At 71.3% G+C, this 18,520-nt stretch carries 12 protein-coding genes; 5 read left to right on the top strand and 7 right to left on the bottom strand.

Annotation, left to right across the window (positions count from 1 at the left end):
* Positions 1-219 precede the first annotated feature (219 nt).
* Both F9C12_RS38315 and helR read left to right on the top strand, forming a co-directional pair.
* On the top strand, positions 220-1,326 hold the full coding sequence (locus F9C12_RS38315) for an aldo/keto reductase (RefSeq protein ID WP_409463692.1): 1,107 nt from the start codon (positions 220-222) through the stop codon (positions 1,324-1,326).
* A 1,737-nt stretch (positions 1,327-3,063) separates the two neighbouring features.
* Complete coding sequence (helR, locus tag F9C12_RS38310; RefSeq protein WP_409463691.1) at positions 3,064-5,235, top strand: RNA polymerase recycling motor ATPase HelR; 2,172 nt, start codon at positions 3,064-3,066, stop codon at positions 5,233-5,235.
* Between the two features lie 322 nt (positions 5,236-5,557).
* On the opposite strand, the gene F9C12_RS38305 is transcribed toward helR, so the two are convergent.
* On the bottom strand, positions 5,558-6,523 hold the full coding sequence (locus F9C12_RS38305) for an Lrp/AsnC family transcriptional regulator (protein WP_409463690.1): 966 nt from the start codon (positions 6,521-6,523) through the stop codon (positions 5,558-5,560).
* A 113-nt stretch (positions 6,524-6,636) separates the two neighbouring features.
* Here F9C12_RS38305 and F9C12_RS38300 point away from each other — a divergent pair, with 113 nt between their 5' ends.
* Positions 6,637-8,049 carry an amidase gene (locus F9C12_RS38300; protein ID WP_409463689.1) on the top strand — a complete coding sequence of 471 codons (1,413 nt, stop codon included), beginning with the start codon at positions 6,637-6,639 and terminating at the stop codon, positions 8,047-8,049.
* Here the strand turns inward: F9C12_RS38300 and F9C12_RS38295 are convergent.
* A complete protein-coding gene (locus tag F9C12_RS38295) occupies positions 7,978-11,145 on the bottom strand; it encodes a BTAD domain-containing putative transcriptional regulator (RefSeq protein ID WP_409463688.1) in 3,168 nt (1,055 codons plus the stop codon). The two genes, F9C12_RS38300 and F9C12_RS38295, sit on opposite strands and share 72 nt — an antisense overlap.
* A 95-nt stretch (positions 11,146-11,240) precedes the next feature.
* Between F9C12_RS38295 and F9C12_RS38290 the strand changes: the two genes are divergently transcribed.
* Both F9C12_RS38290 and F9C12_RS38285 read left to right on the top strand, forming a co-directional pair.
* Positions 11,241-12,107 (top strand): NAD(P)-dependent oxidoreductase, encoded by an 867-nt coding sequence (locus tag F9C12_RS38290; protein WP_409463687.1) that lies wholly within the window; start codon positions 11,241-11,243, stop codon positions 12,105-12,107.
* Positions 12,108-12,117: 10 nt separating this feature from the next.
* Complete coding sequence (locus F9C12_RS38285) at positions 12,118-12,978, top strand: NAD(P)-dependent oxidoreductase (protein ID WP_409463686.1); 861 nt, start codon at positions 12,118-12,120, stop codon at positions 12,976-12,978.
* A 229-nt stretch (positions 12,979-13,207) separates the two neighbouring features.
* On the opposite strand, the gene F9C12_RS38280 is transcribed toward F9C12_RS38285, so the two are convergent.
* The 5 genes from F9C12_RS38280 to F9C12_RS38260 all read right to left on the bottom strand — a co-directional run bounded on the left by F9C12_RS38280 (position 13,208) and on the right by F9C12_RS38260 (position 18,515).
* Positions 13,208-15,301 carry a xanthine dehydrogenase family protein molybdopterin-binding subunit gene (locus F9C12_RS38280; protein ID WP_409463685.1) on the bottom strand — a complete coding sequence of 698 codons (2,094 nt, stop codon included), beginning with the start codon at positions 15,299-15,301 and terminating at the stop codon, positions 13,208-13,210.
* Entirely contained in the window at positions 15,298-16,302 is a 1,005-nt protein-coding gene (locus tag F9C12_RS38275; RefSeq protein WP_409463684.1) for an FAD binding domain-containing protein, read from the bottom strand. The genes F9C12_RS38280 and F9C12_RS38275 overlap by 4 nt, the downstream gene beginning before the upstream one ends.
* Positions 16,299-16,850, bottom strand: a complete 552-nt coding sequence (locus F9C12_RS38270) for a (2Fe-2S)-binding protein (protein WP_409463683.1) — start codon at positions 16,848-16,850, stop codon at positions 16,299-16,301. The genes F9C12_RS38275 and F9C12_RS38270 overlap by 4 nt, the downstream gene beginning before the upstream one ends.
* Positions 16,851-16,923: 73 nt before the next feature.
* Entirely contained in the window at positions 16,924-17,814 is an 891-nt protein-coding gene (locus tag F9C12_RS38265; protein WP_409463682.1) for a DUF6206 family protein, read from the bottom strand.
* The gene (locus F9C12_RS38260; protein ID WP_409463681.1) at positions 17,805-18,515 is read right to left on the bottom strand and encodes a thioesterase II family protein; all 711 of its coding nucleotides are present in this window, start codon (positions 18,513-18,515) and stop codon (positions 17,805-17,807) included. The genes F9C12_RS38265 and F9C12_RS38260 overlap by 10 nt, the downstream gene beginning before the upstream one ends.
* Positions 18,516-18,520: the final 5 nt, after the last annotated feature.

Raw genomic sequence — 18,520 nt, 5'->3', positions numbered from 1 at the left:
GATCCCCCAGCCGCCTCAGCCGAGGTCGCCTTGTGCCCGCCGCACCGCCCGAGCTGGCCCGTGGCGAACGGGTCGAGCGGTGCTTCCCCCTGAGTGCCGAGAGCATCCGGGCGCCGCCCGCTGATTTTTGGACTTGCTGGTCCATTTTTCCGCGGGCACCCTGGCCGAGCCAGGCGGGGACGGCCCGCGCGTGTATTCGGGAACGGAGCGAGGACCCCGATGTCTCTTGACCAGTACTACCTGCTCGGCCGGTCCGGATTGCGGGTCAGCCGGCTCGCGCTCGGCACGATGAACTTCGGCGTCGACGGGTTCCACGCCGCCTACGGGAAGTCCGAGGAGCAGGCGCGGCCGATCTTCCGCAAGTACGTCGAGGAGGGCGGCAACTTCGTCGACACCGCGGATTTCTACACCGCGGGCGAGAGCGAGCGGCTGCTCGGCAAGTTCATCGCCGAGACGGGCGGCCGGGAGCGGCTCGTGCTGGCGTCGAAGTTCACCAACAGCGTCGGCCCGGGCGATCCGAACGCGGGCGGCAACGGCCGCAAGCACATGATCCGGTCGGTGGAGGCGTCGCTGCGCCGGCTGGGCACCGAGTATCTCGACCTGTTGCTGCTGCACACGTGGGACCGGATCACGCCGGTCGAGGAGGTGCTGCGCACGTTCGACGACCTGGTGCGGGCGGGAAAGATCCGGTACGCCGGGCTGTCCGACGTGCCTGCCTGGTACGCGAGCCGCGCGCAGACGCTCGCCGACGCGCGTTCGCTGCCGCCGATGATCAGCCTGCAGCTGCCGTATTCGCTGATCGAGCGGACGATCGAAACCGAGCACGTCCCGGCGGGTCTCGAGCTGGGGATGGGAATCACCGCGTGGAGCCCGCTCGGCAGCGGATTCCTGAGCGGCAAGTACCGCAGCTCGGCGGCCGGACTCACCGGCGAGGGACGGCTGACCGGGGAGGGCGCCGCCGGGAACTGGACCACGCGCCAGTGGGAGCTGCTGAAAACGCTCGAGACGGTCGCCGGCGAGCTGGACGTGACGATGGCGCAGGTCGCGATCAACTGGGTGGCGACACAACCGGGCGTCGCGTCGGCGATCGTCGGGGCGAGCAGCGCGGAGCAACTGGACGCGACGATGCACGCGCTCGACTTCACCCTGCCCGCAGAGGCGCGCGACACACTCGACCGCGCGAGCGAGGTGCCTCCGGCGGGGCCGTACCGGATGTTCACGCCGGAGTACCAGTCGTGGCTGGTCAACTCCGGGGCGAAGGTGGGCGACAAACCGGAGGGCTACCGGCCGGTGGTGCGGAACTGGGCGTCGGCGAAGCAGCCGTGAACCGCGCGGGATTCCGCGCTGGATAAGAAATGATTTCCTCCGCCCTTTTCAAGGTATAGCGCACCCCGGGGCTTGCCGCAAGCCCCGGGGGATGGCGCAGAATCGCTGCTCGATCGGGAAAATCGAGCTGTCGGGGGCGGGCGTGCGGTTGGTGCGGGCGGGGTCAGGGCTGGGGGCGGGTGTGCGGTTGGTGCGGGCGGGAACAGGGCTGGGGGCGTGCGGGATTGTCGGGCGGGCAAGGGTTTTGCGGCGCGATCGTCGGAAGTTCACCGGGTCGTGGCACTACTTCGCCACGAATGCCTTGGTGTGGCACGTGATCGCTGCGGTCCGGTGCGCTGGCTGCGCTGTTGGTTCACCGCGGTTCGGACGCGGCACGAGAGATCGCGCTCCACCGGTATCGACGATTGGCTGCCGGCATGCGCGCGGTTCCTTGTGCGCCCATGCGCGGGCCCGGTCGTTCGCCGCCCGGCTGGTCTCGTCGGTTTCGCTCTTGGTCGGCTTCCACGGCAGCACCGCACGCGAGTCTGCGGCTGGTTCGCGTGTTTCCCGCACCTTGAAGCTGGTTCGCGTGTTCCGGCACCTTGGGGCTGGTTCTGGGTGCGACAGGGCGGCTTTTCGACGCTGGCCACACCGCTGACGTCGTCGCGAGCCGGACGGACCCCGCTCTGCGGCCCGTCCCGCGACGCCGTGTCAGGCCGGCAGGCTCGATCGCCAGGCGATGCCAATCCGCCCGGTACGACCCGCGCCCTGTTCAGCTCCGCGCTCGCCTCCGCCCGGCCCGATTCGCGCAGCCGTCCGCGATGGCCCAGCCCGTTCGGCATTGCTTAGCCCATCGCCGGCAGGCGCGCCGCGCCAGGGGTTCGCCAGCCACAGCTGAACGCTCGCCCTTGGCCGAAGCCAGCCGCGCCGCGGTCGTGGTGCACCACGGACTCGGCTCGGCCGCAAAGCTCGCCAGGTACGCCGCACCACCGCCTGGCACACGTACCGGCTCGGTTTTGCCCGCCGTTGCCTGACCTCCCCGCCCGACGAATCCAGTCTGCGCCTGGGCTCGGCTCGGCTCGGCTCGGCTCGGCTCGGCTCGGCTCGGCTCGGCTCGGCTCGGCTCGGCTCGGCTCGGCTCGGCTCGGCTCGGCTCGGCTCGGCTCGGCTCGGCTCGGCTCGGCTCGGCTCGGCTCGGCTCGGCTCGGCTCGGCTCGGCTCGGCTCGGCTCGGCTCGGCTCGGCTCGGCTCGGCTCGGCTCGGCTCGGCTCGGCTCGGCTCGGGAGAGCGTGCCACGCAACCCGCCGACCCACGCAACCCGCCGACCCACGCAACCCGCCGACCCACGCAACCCGCCGACCCACGCAACCCGCCGACCCACGCAACCCGCCGACCCACGCAACCCGCCGACCCACGCAACCCGCCGACCCACGCAACCCGCCGACCCACGCAACCCGCCGACCCACGCAACCCGCCGACCCACGCAACCCGCCGACCCACGCAACCCGCCGACCCACGCAACCCGCCGACCCACGCAACCCGCCGACCCACGCAACCCGCCGACCCACGCAACCCGCCGACCGTCGCCGCTCCCGGCCAGAAGCCGGAATAGCCGCCAAAGCCGCCAAAGCCGCCAGAAAACAACCAGTCCACGCAGCCACTTGACAGAAGGTGGACAATAAAAAATCGACGCGTCTTCACCAGGCAATCAGAAGTTCGCGCCGAATCTGGGTTCAGAATAACACCAGCGAGGGGCACTTGTCAACTCAGGGGTACGAAGAAGAACTGCGGTCCGAACAGGACTACGTCGCCAGCTTGTACCGGCGGCTCGACGGAGAGCGCGAGCGGGTCAAAGAGCGCTACACCGCTGCCCTCAAACGAAACGACGAGACTCCGGGCGAGCGCGACGTCGAGGTGCGCGCGCTCGCTCGCGAAACGCGGCGGTTGTCGGTCGCCGACTCCGGGTTGTGTTTCGGGCGGCTCGACCCGCTCGACGGCGAGCATTTCTACATCGGCCGGATCGGGCTTTTCGACGAGGACGACGAGTACAAACCCGTCCTTCTCGACTGGCGTGCTCCGGCGTCCAGTGCGTTTTACACCGCGACCGCGGCCACGCCGGAGAACATGCGGCGGCGGCGGCAGTTCCACACGCGCAGCCGCCGCATCACCTCGTTCACCGACGAGGTTTTCGGGCAGCCTGGCGCCGGCGAGGTGAACGACGCCCTGCTGGCCGCGGTCAACGCGCCCCGCGGCGAGGGGATGCGGGACATCGTCGCGACGATCCAGGCCGAGCAGGACCGCATCATCCGGCTCGACCACCCGGGCGTCCTGGTCATTGAGGGAGGGCCAGGAACCGGGAAAACCGTCGTGGCGCTCCACCGCGTCGCGTATCTGCTCTACACGCAGCGCGAGCGGATGGAGCGCCACGGCGTGCTCGTCCTCGGGCCGAATCCGGCGTTCCTGAACCACATCGGCCGCGTGCTGCCGTCGCTCGGCGAGTCCGACGTGGTGTTCACCACCCCGGGCGGGCTGCTTCCGGGGCTGCACGCGCACGCCGAGGACGAGCCGGAAGCCGCGCGGTTCAAGGGATCTCTGCGGATGCTCGACGTGCTCGACGCGGCGATCGCGGACCGGCAGGAGCTGCCCGAGGAACCCATTCTCATCGAATTGCGCGACACCACCGTCCGGATCGACGCGGCGACCGCCGAGTGGGCCCGCGACGAGGCGCGGCAGAGCGGGCGGCCGCACAACGAGGCGCGGGCGGTGTTCGTCGAGATCGTCACGTACGTGCTCACCGAACGCGCCATGTCGCGCATCGGGCGCGGTTGGCTCACGCGCGACGACAAGGAGGAATGGGAGGACCTCCGTTCCACGCTCGTCAACGAACTCCTCGCCGACCCGGCCTTCGTCAAGGCTATCGACCGTCTCTGGCCCGTCCTGACCCCGGAAAGCCTGCTCACCACGCTGTACTCCTCCCCCGCTCGGCTCGACGCGGCCGGCGCCAGCCCGGCGCTGCTGCGCGAACCGGGCGCGCCCTGGACGGTGTCGGACGTCCCGCTCCTGGACGAGCTGATCGACCTCCTCGGCAAGGCGCCGGGCCGGGCGAAACAGCGCGAGGACCAGGCCGAACGCGAGGCGGAGGCCGAGTACGCGGCCGGCGTGCTGGACATCATGCGGCTCGACCGCGAGGAGATGGACGAGGACATCGGCCTGTCCGCGGAGCACCTGCTCTACGACACCGACCTGGCCGAGCGCTTCGTCGAGTCCGACACCCGCGACCTCGCCGAACGCGCCGCGGCGGACCGCGACTGGACCTACCGGCACGTCGTGGTCGACGAGGCGCAGGAACTGTCCGAAATGGACTGGCGGGCGCTGATGCGGCGGTGCCCGAGCCGGTCGTTCACCGTGGTCGGCGACCTGGCGCAGCGGCGGTCGGCGGCGGGTGCGACGGACTGGGGCACGATGCTGGATCCGTACGTCCCGGGCCGCTGGGCCTACCGTTCGCTCACCGTCAACTACCGCACCCCGGCGGAAATCATGGCCGTCGCGGGTGCGGTGCTGGCGGAGTTCGCGCCCGGGGTCGAGCCGCCGGAATCGGTGCGCGCGTGCGGGGTGCGGCCGTGGTCGCGGAAGGTCGCCGAGGACGAATTGCCCGCGGCGGTCGAGGAATTCGTCCGGGACGAGGCGGGGCGCGAGGGGACCAGCGTCGTCATCGGGCCGCCGGACGTGCCGGGTGCGGTGCCGCCGTCGGAGACGAAGGGGCTGGAGTACGACGCCGTGCTTCTCGTGGACCCGGACTGGATCCTGGCGGACGGACCGCGCGGCGCGGCTGAGCTGTACGTCGCGCTGACGCGGGCGACGCAACGGCTCGGCGTGCTGCATCGCCGCGCGTTGCCGCCGGTGCTGAACGGGCTGGAGGAACGGAGCTAACCGCCGAGGGCACCGCTCGATCACGACACCGGACGGCTCGCGGGCAGACCAAGCGACGCACTGCCGCTGGTGCTCAGCGGGCTCGAGGAAAGCGGGGCAACCGCCGTGGGCATAGCTCAATCGCGACACCGGACGGCTCGCGGGCAGACCAAGCGACGCATCGCCGCTGCTCAGCGGGCTCGAGGAACGCGGGGCAACCGCCGTGGGCACAACTCGCGGACGGGCCGTTGCGTCGCACTCAACCCCGCGACGCAACGGCCCGGCGTACTGCACCGCCGCGCATCGCCCCCGTGCTGAACCGAGCTGAAAACGCAGGCAACCGTCAGGAGCGCAGCTCCGGCGCGAGAACGCTGCTGCGCTTCAACGCCTTCAGCACCACCCCGGTATGCACCGAATCCGCCTGCCGGGACCAGCCGGAGCTGCCGACGAACTCGTGCAACGCGGCGATGTCGGGCAAGGTCACGTCAGCCAGCAGCTGATACTCGCCCGTCATCGCCGCCGCGTAGCGCACGTAGCGCGAGCCCAGCAGGGCGCGGCCGATGTCGTCTACGTGGTGCGGGCGGCAGCGGATCCACAGCAGCGCCTCGACCGGCAGCCCGAGCACGGCTGGCTCCACGACTGCCCGGATGAACACCTTTTCCTCGCGCCGCAACGCTTCCAGCCGACGGCGGACGGTCGATTCCGAGATACCGGCGGCGCGGGCGAGTTCTTCGTGGCTTCGGCGGCCGTCCTCGCGCAGCGCGCGCACGATGGCGCGTTCGTCGCTGCTGAAGGCCACCCCGTCCGGCTGCCGGGGCTGCGGGGTCGGCTGCGGCAGCGACGAGATCGCCGTCGTTTCGGCTGGGCTGAGCAGGCCGGGCTGCCATTCGTGGATCGTGCGGTAGTAGCGCGTGACGGTATCGGCCGTCAGATCGTGCAGGCCGGGGATTGCGGCCATTTCGTCGAACATGAAGGTCGGCAGCCGGTTGCGGTCGCAGAAGACCTCGGCGACCAGTTCGCCCTGTCCGGTGATGAGGTAGCAGAAGCTCGTCTCCGGCCGTCCGGCGAGCGCGGTGCCCGCGGGACGGCCGAGTCCGGCCCGGCAGCGGCCGCGCACCAGCAGCGGGACGCCGTGCGGCGAAACGGCGACCACCGTCACGACGCCGGTGCGCAGCAGGTGCGTCCCGCGCCGCGCCACCGTGCGTTCCGGTGCGTCCAGGACCTCGGCGATCCGCCGCCAGGACGCGCGGCCGTCGACTTGCAGCGCGCCGGCGATTCGGCGGTCGAGCGGGTCCAGCGTTGCCGTCATCAGCCAATACTGTGGCTGATTCCGTCATTTGTCGAGCGGGTCTTGTCCGAGGCCAGCACCAGGCGCGAAGCTGACGTCTCGAACGGACACCAGCGGCAGGAGAGGGAAAGCCCGTGAGCGCTGAGGAGATCTGCTACTTGCCCGTCCGCGAGCTGGCCCGGCGGCTGCGCGTCCGCGAGCTGTCCGCGCGGGAGGTGCTGCAGGCGCATCTCGACCGGATCGAGCAGGTCAACCCGCAGATCAACGCGATCGTCACGCTCACCGCCGAGCGTGCGCTGCGCGAGGCCGCAGCTGCCGACGAACGGCTCGCGCACGGCGAGGAAGCCGGTCCGCTGCACGGGATTCCGGTGGCGCACAAGGACACGCACGACGTCGCCGGCGTCCGCACCACCTACGGTTCCCCCATTTTCGCCGACCACGTGCCGGACAGCGACACACTCGTCGTCGAACGGATCCGGAACGCGGGCGCGATCACGCTCGGCAAGACGAACGTGCCGGAGTTCGGGGCCGGTTCGCACACGATGAACCCGGTCTTCGGGGCCACGCGCAACCCGTACCGGCGGGAGCTGTCCGCGGGCGGCAGCAGCGGCGGGGCGGCGGCCGCGCTGGCCGCGGGCCTGCAGCCGCTCGCCGAGGGCAGCGACATGGGCGGTTCGCTGCGCAATCCGGCGTCGTTCTGCAACGTCGTCGGCCTGCGTCCGTCGCCCGGCCGCGTGCCGACCTGGCCGGCGACGCTGCCCTGGGAAGCGCTGGGCGTGCAGGGGCCGATGGGGCGGACGGTCGGCGACGTCGCGCTGTTGCTGTCCGTGATCGCCGGGTACGACGAGCGCAACCCGATCGCGCTCGACCAGCCCGCGGCACCCTTCGCCGGGTCCCTCGAAGCCGACCTGACCGGCCTGCGCGTGGCGTGGTCGCCGGATTTGGGCGGCCTGCCGGTCGACCCGGCGGTCACCGCGGTGCTGGAACCGGCGGTGAAGGTGTTCGCCGACCTCGGCTGCCGCGTCGAACCGGCCTGCCCGGACCTCGCCGCGGCCGACGAGGTGTTCCGCACCCTGCGCGGATGGCTTTTCCACGCGGGATTCGGGAAACTGCTCGAACAACATCCGGACAAGATGAAGCAGACACTCGCCGGCAACATCGCTTTCGGCGCAACGCTTTCCGGGGCCGACCTCGCGAACGCGCAGACGCGGCAGCTGCAGCTCATCACCGGGATGCGGGAGTTTTTCACCCAGTACGACCTGCTGCTCGCGCCGGTGAGCCAGCTGCCGCCGTTCCCGGTGGAATGGGAGTACCCGGAAACCGTTGCCGGGCAACCGATGCACGACTATCTGGAGTGGATGCGCTCGGCGTACTCGATCTCGGCGACCGGCTGCCCGGCGCTGTCGGTGCCCGCCGGGTTCACCGGCGACGGCCGTCCGGTCGGGTTGCAGATCATCGCGCCGCTGCGAGGCGAGCTAGGGCTGCTGCGGGCCGCGCACGCTTTCGAGCAGGCTACCGGGTACGGCAGCCAGCGGCCGGTCTTCTGAGGACCCGCGTTCGCCGCCCGCGCGGAACTCGGCCGCGAACTCCGCCGCGCCGAGGATCTCGCTCGCGCGGGCGGTGATCCGGTCCACGTCTCCCCGCTCCGCCGCGGGCAGCGGGGCTCCGACCCCGGCCCGGCAGGCCGCGGCCGCGCCCAGCAGACGCGCGGCTTCGCGAGCCGCGCCGGCCAGTGCGTGCGCTCCCGCCAAACCCTCCAGCGCCAACGCGATCGCGCGCGGATCCTCCGTCCGGCGGGCGATCTCGTAGCCTTCCCGCTGCCGCCGCAACGCGGTCTCCGGGTCGCCGCGCAATTCGGCGACAAAACCGAGTTCCGCGAGGATCAACGTGTTGCCCGGCTCGAAATCGACCTGCTTGTTCCATTCGAGCAGCGTGCGCAAATGCTTCTCGGCGAGATCGAGGTCGCCCTCGCGCCGGGCGCCGAGGGCCAGCCCGGTCAGCGCATACATCTCCCCCGGCGTGAAGCCGTGTTCGGCGGCCACCTCGCGCGCCCGTTCGTGCAGTTCGCGGGCTGCGGGGAAATCCTTGCGCAGCAACGCGACCCGCCCCAGCCACGACAACTGGTACGACGCCTCCGGCCACAAGCCCAGTTCCTCGGCGATCCGCAGTCCTTCGGTGTAGCCAGCCTCGGCTCGCGCGTAATCCCCGGACAGCGTCCCTAAAATTCCTTGCGCGAAAATCGCCTGCAGCTGACCCCATTTGTCGCCGATTTCAGCGAACAGTTCCGCGCAGCGATCGGCGTACCGCCGGGCTCCCGCCACGTCGCCTCTCGCCAGAACCTGGCTCGCCCGGTCGCCGCTGGCCGAGGCGATCCCCCACCGGTCGTCCGCGGCTTCGAAGGCGGCGAGCGCGTCCAGGGTGAGCGGTTCGGCGCCGGGCAGATCGGCCACTGTGGACAGTGCGTAGCCGAGGAACCACTTGGCCCGGGCGCTCATCGGCTGCTCGGCCACGGGACGCCAGTCGGGCCGGTCGCCCGCGAGGACGCCGAGCGCGGTGAGCGTCGCCTGTGCTTCCGCGCGCAGGTCCGGGTCGCCGCCGGGCAGGCTGAGCGCGGCGCGCAGGGAACGCATCGCTTCGGCCATCCGGCCGCGCAGGAAGCGGTACCAGGCCAGCCGGTTCGCCAGCCGCAACGCGTCGTCGGCGCTCCCCCACCCGGCCAGATTCTCCGCCGCGGCACGGAGATTCGGCAGGTCCGCGTCGAGCCGCTGCAGCCATCGCCGCTGGTCCCGGCCGCGGAGACCGGCGTCCGCCGCCCCGGCGAGCTGGACGTAGTGCTCCGCGTGCCGGCGCCGCGTCTGCTCGGCTTCCCCCGCTTCGCGCAGCCGCTCCAGGCCGTATGCCGCCACCGATTCGAGCAGCCGGTACCGCGGCACGCCGGTGCTCGCGGGCACGACCAGCGAGCGGTCGACGAGCTTCGCCAGCAGACCCAGCACCTCGCCTTCCGCGACTCCGCCGCCCGCGCAGACCGCCTCGGCCGCGTCCAGCGAGCAGTCTTCGGTATGCACCGACAACCGTTGCAGCACAAGGCGTTCCGGTTCGCTCAGGAGTTCCCAGCTCCAGTCGATCATCGCGCGCAGCGTCTGCTGCCGGGCGGGCACTCCGCGGCGAGTGGTGTCCAGCAGGCGGAACCGGTCGTCCAGCCGGCGCAGCAGCTCCGGTACGCCCAGCGCGCGCACGCGGGTGGCGGCGAGTTCGAGCGCGAGCGGCAATCCGTCCAGCTTCCGGCAAATCTCGGCGACCGCGGCCGCATCGGAACTGTCCACAGTGTACCCAGTGTCGGCGACCCTGGCGATGAACAGCTGCGCGGCGCTGTCGTGGTCCAGCGGCGGCACCGGGAACTGCGTTTCCCCGGCGAGCCCGAGCGGTTCCCGGCTGGTGGCGAGAATCCGCAGCCCGGGCGCGGCGGCCAGCAGCCGCCCGGCGGTCGCGGCGACCGGCTCGATCAGCTGCTCGCAGTTGTCCAGCACGATCAGGGTTTCCTTGCCGCGCAAGGATTCGGCCAGCCGTTCGGCCGGATCCGCCGGGGCGGGCGCCGCCGCGTCCCGGATCCCCAGCGTCGCGGCGATCGCCTCCACCACCCACTCGACCGGCGGGCACTGGCTCAGCGCGCATTCGTGGCGGTCCATGCCGGTCAGCTCAACGAGCCAGGCGCCCGCGGCGAACTCTCCGCCGAGCCGGTGCGCGGTCTCCAGCGCGAGCCGGGTCTTGCCGACGCCGCCGGGCCCGGTGAGCGTCACCAGGCGGGATTCGCGGACGAGCGTGCTGACCGCGCGGACCGCGGCGGTCCGGCCGACCAGTTCGGTCAGCGGCACCGGAAGCTGCGGGGCGACCGCGGTCAGAGCCGGATCCTGCGCCAGGATCGACCGGTGCAGCGCGGTCAGCTCGGGACCGGGATCGAGGCCCAGCTCATCGGCGAGCCGGCGGCGTAGTTCGTCGTAGGAGGCCAGCGCTTCGCTCTGCCGTCCGGCCGCGTACAGCGCGCGCAGCTGGAGAGCCCGCAGGCGTTCCCGCAGCGGATGCTGCCGGACGAGGTCGGCGAGTTCCGCGGTCAGCGCGGCATGTTCGCCCAACGCGAGCCGCGCGTCGGCGAGGTTTTCTTGCGCGACAAGGCGATCCTCCTCGAGGCGTTGGATCACCGGCTGTGCGAAGGCTTCGTCGGCGAACTCGGCGAGCGCCGGGCCGCGCCACAACGCCAACGCCTCGGTGAGCAGCTCGACTTTCGAGCGCGGGTCGTCCGCCGTGCCCGCCTCGGCGAGCAACGCACGGAACCGCCCGGCGTCGACCGCCTCCGGGTCGAGCCGCAGGACGTACCCGGGCGGTTGATATGCCAGCGCGCGGCCGGAGCCGGGTTCGGCGCGCTCCAGCGCCCGGCGCAGCTGCGAGACCTTCGTCTGCAGGGTGTTGACCGGGTTGCCGGGCAGCTGCTCGCCCCACAGGTCGTCCGCCAGCCGGTCCGCCGACACCGGACGGCCCTCGTGCACGAGCAGGACCGCGAGCAGGGTCCGGACCTTGGCCTCGGGTACCCGCACCGGCCGTCCGTCGTCGCTGCTCACGGCCAAGGGCCCCAGGATGCCGAATCGCACGGATCCACCGTAACCGCCTCCGTGCGCGGACCCCCAGCGAACCGTGCGCGGTGCCCGGCACCGTGGTCGGCAGAGCGACGAACGGGAGGGACGACATGTCCGGGAACACGACCTCGGCGACCGTGCTGGGGCTCGGGGCGATGGGCAGCGCGCTGGCCGGTGCGCTGCTGGGAGCGGGACGGCCGGTGACGGTCTGGAACCGCTCGGCGGACAAGGCGAAACCGCTGGTGGAGCTGGGTGCGGTGGCGGCGGGGTCGGCCGCGGAGGCGATCGCGGCGAACGAGCTGACGATCGTCTGCCTGCTGGACGACGCGTCGGTGCGCGAGGTGCTCGAGACGGCCTCGCTCGCGGGCCGGACGGTGGTGAACCTGACCAACGGCACCCCTCGGCAGGCCCGCGAACTGGGCGAATGGGTGGCGGAGCGGGGCGGGAAGTTCCTCGACGGCGGCATCATGGCGGTACCGCCGATGATCGGGCAGCCGGGCGCGTTCGTGTTCTACAGCGGGCCCAAAGACGTGTTCGACGCGCACCGCGACGCGTTCGACACGTTCGGCGGCAGCAACTACGTCGGCGAAGACCCGGGGCTGGCCGCGTTGCACGACCTCGCGCTGCTGTCCGGGATGTACGGCCAGTTCATCGGCATCTTGCAGGCCTACGCGCTGATCCGCAGCGAGGGGCTCTCGGCGGTCGAATTCGCGCCGCTGCTGAGCGGATGGCTGACCGCGATGGGCAGCTTCGCCGAAACCGCCGCGGCGGAGATCGACAGCGGCGACTACACCCAGAACGTCGTGTCGAACCTGGGGATGCAGGCCGCCGGGTTCGAAAACCTGCCCCTCGCCGCCGCCGACCAGGGGGTCAGCGCCGAACTGCTCGCGCCGCTGCACCAGCTGCTCCTGCGCCGGGCCGCCGACGGCCACGGCGCGGAAAACCTCACGAGCGTCATCGAACTGCTGAAGAACTGAGGAGAATCCGGTGAATGTGACGATGATCGGCCTCGGCCCGATGGGCCAGGCGATGGTGCGGGCCTACCTGGCGGCGGGCCACGAGGTGACGGTGTGGAACCGCACCGCGAGCCGCGCCGACGGGCTGGTGGCCGAGGGCGCGAAGCGCGCGGCGACCGTCTCCGAGGCACTGGCGGCGAACGAACTGGTGCTGCTGAGCCTCACCGATTATCAGGCGATGTACGACATTCTCGCGCCGGCCGAGGACGCGCTGCGCGGGAAGATCGTGGTGAATCTCAGCTCGGACACGCCGGAGCGGACCCGGGTCGCCGCGGAATGGCTGGCCGCGCGCGGGGCGGAGATGATCGCGGGCGGGATCATGGTGCCCGCGCCGGTCGTCGGCACCGAGGGCTCGTTCGTGTTCTACAGCGGCGCGCAGCAGACGTTCGAGCGGGTCGAACCGGCCCTGCGCGTCATCGGGCGGCCGGACTACCGGGGCGCGGACCCGGGCCTGGCGCAGCTGTACTACCAGTCGCTGCTGGACCTGTTCCTCACCACGCTGTCGGCGTTCCTGCACTCCGCGGCACTCGCCGGCACCGCCGGGGTGTCCGCCGCGACGCTCGTGCCGTACGCGACGGAACTGCTGACGCTGGTGCAGACGTCGCTGGACGAGGCGGCGAAGAACGTCGACAGCGGCAGCCACCCCGGCGACCGGGCGAACGCCAAGATGATGGGCGCGACGGCCGACCACGTCCTCGCCGCGAGCCGGGACGCGGGCATCGACGTGGCCCTGCCGGCGGCGGTGAAGGAACACTACGACCGCGCCGTCGCCGCCGGGCACGGGCGGGACAGCTGGACCAGCCTGTTCGAGGTGCTGCGCAGCAAGGCGTGACCCCTTCGCGGTCTGGGAGCCCCGCCAGTGGGGGCTTCCCAGGCCGCGATCCCGCACGCAGAGCCGCGCTGGGGAGGGCGTTTCCGCGGCCCGGTCGTCCGCCAAGAAGGCGATCGTCCTGGTGGGCACCGGAGAACTGCACCTGCCGATCGGCACGGCGTCGCCGAGCGTCACGGGATGGGCGCTCCGGCTGCGGAGCAGTGCGTGTTCCTGCCCGGCTTGCCCAGTCCTATCCAGCCGCACCGGGCAAGCCGGGCAGCAGCTTGTCGAGCGTGATCGGCAGCTCGCGCACCCGGACCCCGGTCGCGTGGTGGACCGCGTTCGCGATCGCCGCCGCGGTTCCGACGATGCCGATTTCGCCGATTCCCTTGCTGCCCATGGGATTGAGGTGCGGGTCGGTTTCGTCGAGCCAGTGCGCCCGCAGGTCTTCGACGTCGGCGTTGGTCGCGATGTGGTACTCGGCGAGGTCGTGGTTGACGACGTGCCCGAACCGCGGGTCGAGGACGCTGTTTTCGTGCAGCGCCATCGACAGGCCCATGGTCATGCCGCCGAGCAGCTGCGAACGCGCGGTGACCGGGTTGACGATCCGGCCGACGGCGAACGTGCCGTGCAGCCGCGAAACCCGGACCTCGCCGGTGTCGGCGTCGACCCGCACCTCGGCGAACTGCGCGCCGAAGCCGTACATCGAGTACTGCTTCTCGGCCGGGTTTTCCGGGGTTTCCGCCTGTGCTTCGTCGCCGTCGCCGGGGTCGGAGCCGTACTTTTCCCGGAACGCCCGCGCGGCCGCGACCACGGCCGAGCCCCACGACGCGGTCCCGGTCGAGCCGCCGGCCACGGTGGCTTTCGGGTAAGCGGTGTCGCCGATCCGGAGGTCGATCGACTCGACGGGCACGTCCAGCGCGTCCGCCGCGATCTGCGGCAGGATCGTCCACGCGCCCGTCCCCAGGTCAGCCGCGCCGATTTCGACGGCGTAGCGGCCCTTCTCGCAGCGGATCGTCGCGCTGGACCCGCGCATCCGCTTCGCCGGGTACACCGAGGCCGCGACGCCGCTGCCGACCAGCCACGGCCCGTCGCGGCGGACGCCCGGCCGCGGGTCGCGCCCGTTCCAGCCGAAGCGTCCGGCTCCGGTGCGCAGGCATTCGACCAGGTTCCGGCTGGAGAACGGGAGACCCGTCTCGGGATCGCGCTCCGGTTCGTTGCGCACCCGCAGGTCGATCGGGTCGAGTCCGAGCGCCTCGGCGAGTTCGTCCATCGCCACTTCCGGGCCGAACATCCCCGGACACTCCCCCGGCGCGCGCATCCACGACGGCACCGGCACGTCGAGCCGGGCGAGCCGGTGGCTGGTGGCCCGGTTCCGCGCGGCGTACATCATCCGGGCGGGAGCCGCGGTCTGCTCGGCGAACTCCTTGATCCGCGAGGTCTGCTCGACGACGTCCATGCGCAGCGACTCCAGCCGTCCGTCGCGGGCGGCGCCGAGGCGGACCCGCTGGATCGTCGGCGTGCGGTACCCGGCCAGGCTGAACATCTGCTGCCGGGTCAGCGCGAGCTTCACCGGGCGGCCGGGCACGGTCCGGGCGGCGAGCGCGGCGAGCACCACGTTGGCGTGCGGCAGGCCCTTCGAACCGAAGCCCCCGCCGAGATACGGGCAGATCACCCGGACTTGCTCGGCGGGCAGGCCGAACACCTTCGCGAGCGTGGACCGCACCGAGTGCACGCTTTGGGTGGAATCCCACAGCGTAAGCACGCCGTCGTCCCACAAAGCCGTCGTCGTGTGCGGTTCGAGCGGGTTGTTGTGGTACATCGCCGTGGTGTAGGTCTGGTCCACGGACACGGCGGACCCGGCTTCGACGTCGCCCTCGCTCGTGTCGGTCGGGAAGCTCGGGTTGACCTTGTCCGGCTGGTACAGGTCCGGAGCGTCGGCCGCGAGCTGGACGGTGAAGGGATCGGTCTCGTACTCGACGTCGACGAGTTCCGCCGCGTGCCGCGCGGTCTCGGAGGATTCGGCGAGGACGAGCCCGATCACCCGGCCGCGGAACGGGATTTCGCAGTCCTGCAGCACCGCGAGTTCCGCGTCGTCGGTGTCGGCGAGCCGCTCGGCGGTGAAGGGAGTGATCAAGCTCTGGACACCGTCGAGCGCTTCGGCTTCGACCGCGCTGATCCGCAGGCAGCGGCCGCGCGCGACGGTCGCCTGGATCGGATGGCAGTACAGCGGCGCCTCGACGGGGACTTCGTAAGCGTACGGCGCGGTTCCGGTGACCTTCGCCGGGCCGTCCCGGCGGGTGAGCCCGCGTCCGATCGCGCGCGGTTCCAGCAGTCCGGTCATCGGTCGCGCTCCTCGGCGGTCAGGTCGCGCAGCACCGCGGCCAGGGTGCGCGCGGCGAGCGGGATCTTGAACGCGTTGCCTCCGTCGAGACCGTCCAACGCCTTGGCCTCGGCGAGTTCGGCGTCGGCGGCCGCGCGGAAGACGTCGGCGCTGGGCCGGGCACCGCGGAGGACTTCCTCGGCCCGCCGAGCGCGCCACGGTTTGTGCGCCACGCCGCCGAACGCGATCCCGGCGTCTTCGATTTCTCCATCCTTAATGGACAGTCCAACTGCGACAGACACCAGCGCGAAGGCATAGGAGGCCCGGTCGCGCACCTTGCGGTAGGCCGAGCGACGCGACCGCGGGGTGGCGGGCAGCGTGATGTCGGTGATCAGTTCGCCGTGTTCGAGCACGGTGTCGCGCTCTGGGTGCTCGCCGGGCAGCCGGTGCAGTTCCGGGAACGGCACCGCCCGCTCCCCCGACGGGCCGATGACCTGGACCCGCGCGTCGAGCATCGCCATGGCCACCGCCATGTCCGAAGGATGCGTCGCGACGCACTGGTCGGACGCGCCGAGGATCGCGTGGTGGCGCGTGTAGCCGCCGAGGGCCGAGCAGCCGGACCCGGGCGAACGCTTGTTGCACGGGGTCGTGACGTCCTGGAAGTATACGCATCGGGTGCGCTGCAACGGGTTCCCGCCGACGGTGGCCATGTTCCGCAACTGCGGCGACGCCCCGGACAGCAGAGCCTCGGCCAGCGCCGGATACCGCTCCCGGACCCGCTGGTCGGCGGCGAGGTCGCTGTTGCGGACTCCCGCGCCGATCACCAGCCCGCCGTCTTCCTCCCGGATCTCGGTCGACAGCAGGCCGGTCACGTCCACGAGCCGGTCCGGCCGGGCGACCCCGAGCTTCAAGTGGTCGACAAGATTGGTGCCGCCAGCGAGAAACATCGCCGACGGCTCGGCCGCCACGGCCAGCACCGCTTCGGCCGCCGTCGCGGGTTTGCCGTAGGAGAACGGTTTCATCGCTGTTCACCCGCCTCGCGGACCGCCGCGAGGATGCCCGCGTAGGCGCCGCACCGGCAAAGATTTCCGCTCATCCGCTCGGAAATCTCCTCGTCAGTCCACTGCGGAGAGTCAGCGACCGGCTTGGTGACGTGGCTGGGCGCGCCGCTGGCGAACTCGGTCAGCAACCCGGCGGCCGAACAGATCTGGCCCGGTGTGCAGTAGCCGCATTGGAAGCCGTCGTGGTCCAGGAAGGACTGTTGCAGCGAATGCAGTTCGCCGTCCTGGGCCAGGCCGGCGGCGGTGGTCACCTCGGCGCCGTCGCAGGTCAGCGCGAGCGTGAGGCAGGACAGCACTCTGCGGCCGTCGAGGAGGACGGTGCACGCCCCGCACTGGCCGTGGTCGCAGCCCTTCTTGGGGCTGTAGTCGCCGATCTGCTCGCGCAACAGGTCCAGCAGCGTGCGGCGCGGATCGACGCTGAGCCGATGCTCGGTCCCGTCGACGCGCAGCACGATCGCCCGGACCGCACCGGCGGCTTCCGGCCTGGTCTCCGTCTCGCCCGGTCGCATACCGCCGCCATACCCGCTCTTCCCGGCCCCAAACCTCCGCCTGGTCACCCGGGGGTCGCCCGCCGGCGCCCGCTCATCGGCGGATCGCGGGCGGCAGCAGGAACGGGTAAGGACGACGGCGCACGGTGCGCTGCCAAAACCGGTCCGCCTTGCGCAGCCGCTGCACCAGCGCCCACATCCGGGCGTCGCCGGCGTAGTAGCGGGCCACTTCGCGGCTGCTCAGCGGATTGTCGAGGACCTCGTTCGCCTGCTCCAGGAAGACCGGCACCAGCGGCTCGAGCCGGTCCTTGCGCAGGTTTCCGAGGAAGTCGAGCACGATTCCGCGCGTCGAGTAGTACTTGTCGGTAGCGGCTTTGAGCAGGCACGCCTTGACCGCGCCGCGCAGGATCCACGGCAACGACGTGAGCAGCAAATCCACGTCGACCTGCTCGCGGCCGCGGCTGTCTCGCAGGAAGGGGGTGGTGACGTCGACGAACACGAGTTCGCCGTCGAGGTCGAACCAGTTGCTGGCCTGGGCGTCCAGTCCCAGCGTGGGGCCGGCCGCTCGCTCGATCGTGGTCAGGTATCGCGCGAAGAAGGACTTGGCCCAGCCGAGATCGCGGGTGTGCAGAAGGTTCGAGCAAAGCCGCGCTGGTGGGAGCGCTTCCTGCACGCAGTACGCCACGCCGCCGCTTCGGCCGTGCGGCAGGTAGCGCAACTCGGTGGGTGCCACCGTGATGCCCTGGGCGCGCAGGCGTCGGACGTAGTCGGCGAGCGTGTCTTGATACCGCTGGAACCGTTCGTAGTCCGGGAACGGCGGGAGCCGCTTGCAGGCGAAGGTTCCTTCCCCGGTACGGACTTTGAGGACCAGCGTGTCCTCGCCGTGGCCGAGAACGTCGAAGTCCCGGTAATCGCCGGACCGCAAGGCGGCCTGCACCTGGCTTTCCAAGGCATCGAGATCGCGAGCCGCGAGCGCTAGGGACACGACGGTTCTCCCTTCTCCACCACAGCACGAAGGGCCGCGAGTTCGGCGCGGACGGCGTGCAGCACCCGAGGCCTGGCCGCGCCGGCGAGAAAGAAATGCCCGCCGGAGAACTCGCGGACCACCAGGGATCCCTCCGTGTAGGACCGCCAAGCCTCGACATGCGCGGCAGTGGCAAGCGGATCGTCGCTTCCGCGGAACGCGGTGACCGGGCAGCACAACGGTCGGCGCGGCGTCCATGCATAGCTGTCGCAGACGGCGAGATCGGCCTGCAGCACGGCGCTTGCGCAGCCCCCAGTGTCCAGAGCGGACAGTCGAGCGTCGGTGCCGTACAGATGCGGAGCCCGGCTGCCGGAGACGAAGAGATGCAGAGGTTCGGCGTGGCCTCGATCGCGCAAGCGGCAACTGAGTTCGTAGGCGAGCAACGCGCCCATGCTGTGGCCGAAAAGCGCGTACCGGTCGGCGAGCCCGTGTTCGATCAGTGTCGTGGCCAAGTCAGATACCAACGGTTCGAGGTTGGTATACGGACGGGCCGGGCGGTGGCGCCCGCGGCCTGGCAGCAGGACCGGAACGACTTGCGCGACCTCCGCCAGCGGTCGTTGCCAGCCCTCGTAGGTCGACGCCGTTCCCCCGGCATGGTGCAGGCAGACGAGCCGCACGGCGGCGTCCGTCTTTCCGCTGAAACCGGGCAGCCACGGGGACACCGGGC

Origin of the sequence: Amycolatopsis sp. GA6-003, from assembly GCF_046267895.1 — a bacterium.
Classification (GTDB): Bacteria; Actinomycetota; Actinomycetes; order Mycobacteriales; family Pseudonocardiaceae; genus Amycolatopsis.
This window is presented reverse-complemented; position numbering and strand designations above follow the sequence as displayed.

Coding starts and splice junctions, on each gene's coding strand:
- F9C12_RS38305 (WP_409463690.1), bottom strand. CDS start 6,523: ATGACGGCAACGCTGGACCCGCTCGACCGCCGAATCGCCGGCGCGCTG.
- F9C12_RS38270 (WP_409463683.1), bottom strand. CDS start 16,850: ATGCGACCGGGCGAGACGGAGACCAGGCCGGAAGCCGCCGGTGCGGTC.
- F9C12_RS38280 (WP_409463685.1), bottom strand. CDS start 15,301: ATGACCGGACTGCTGGAACCGCGCGCGATCGGACGCGGGCTCACCCGC.
- F9C12_RS38315 (WP_409463692.1), top strand. CDS start 220: ATGTCTCTTGACCAGTACTACCTGCTCGGCCGGTCCGGATTGCGGGTC.
- F9C12_RS38275 (WP_409463684.1), bottom strand. CDS start 16,302: ATGAAACCGTTCTCCTACGGCAAACCCGCGACGGCGGCCGAAGCGGTG.
- F9C12_RS38290 (WP_409463687.1), top strand. CDS start 11,241: ATGTCCGGGAACACGACCTCGGCGACCGTGCTGGGGCTCGGGGCGATG.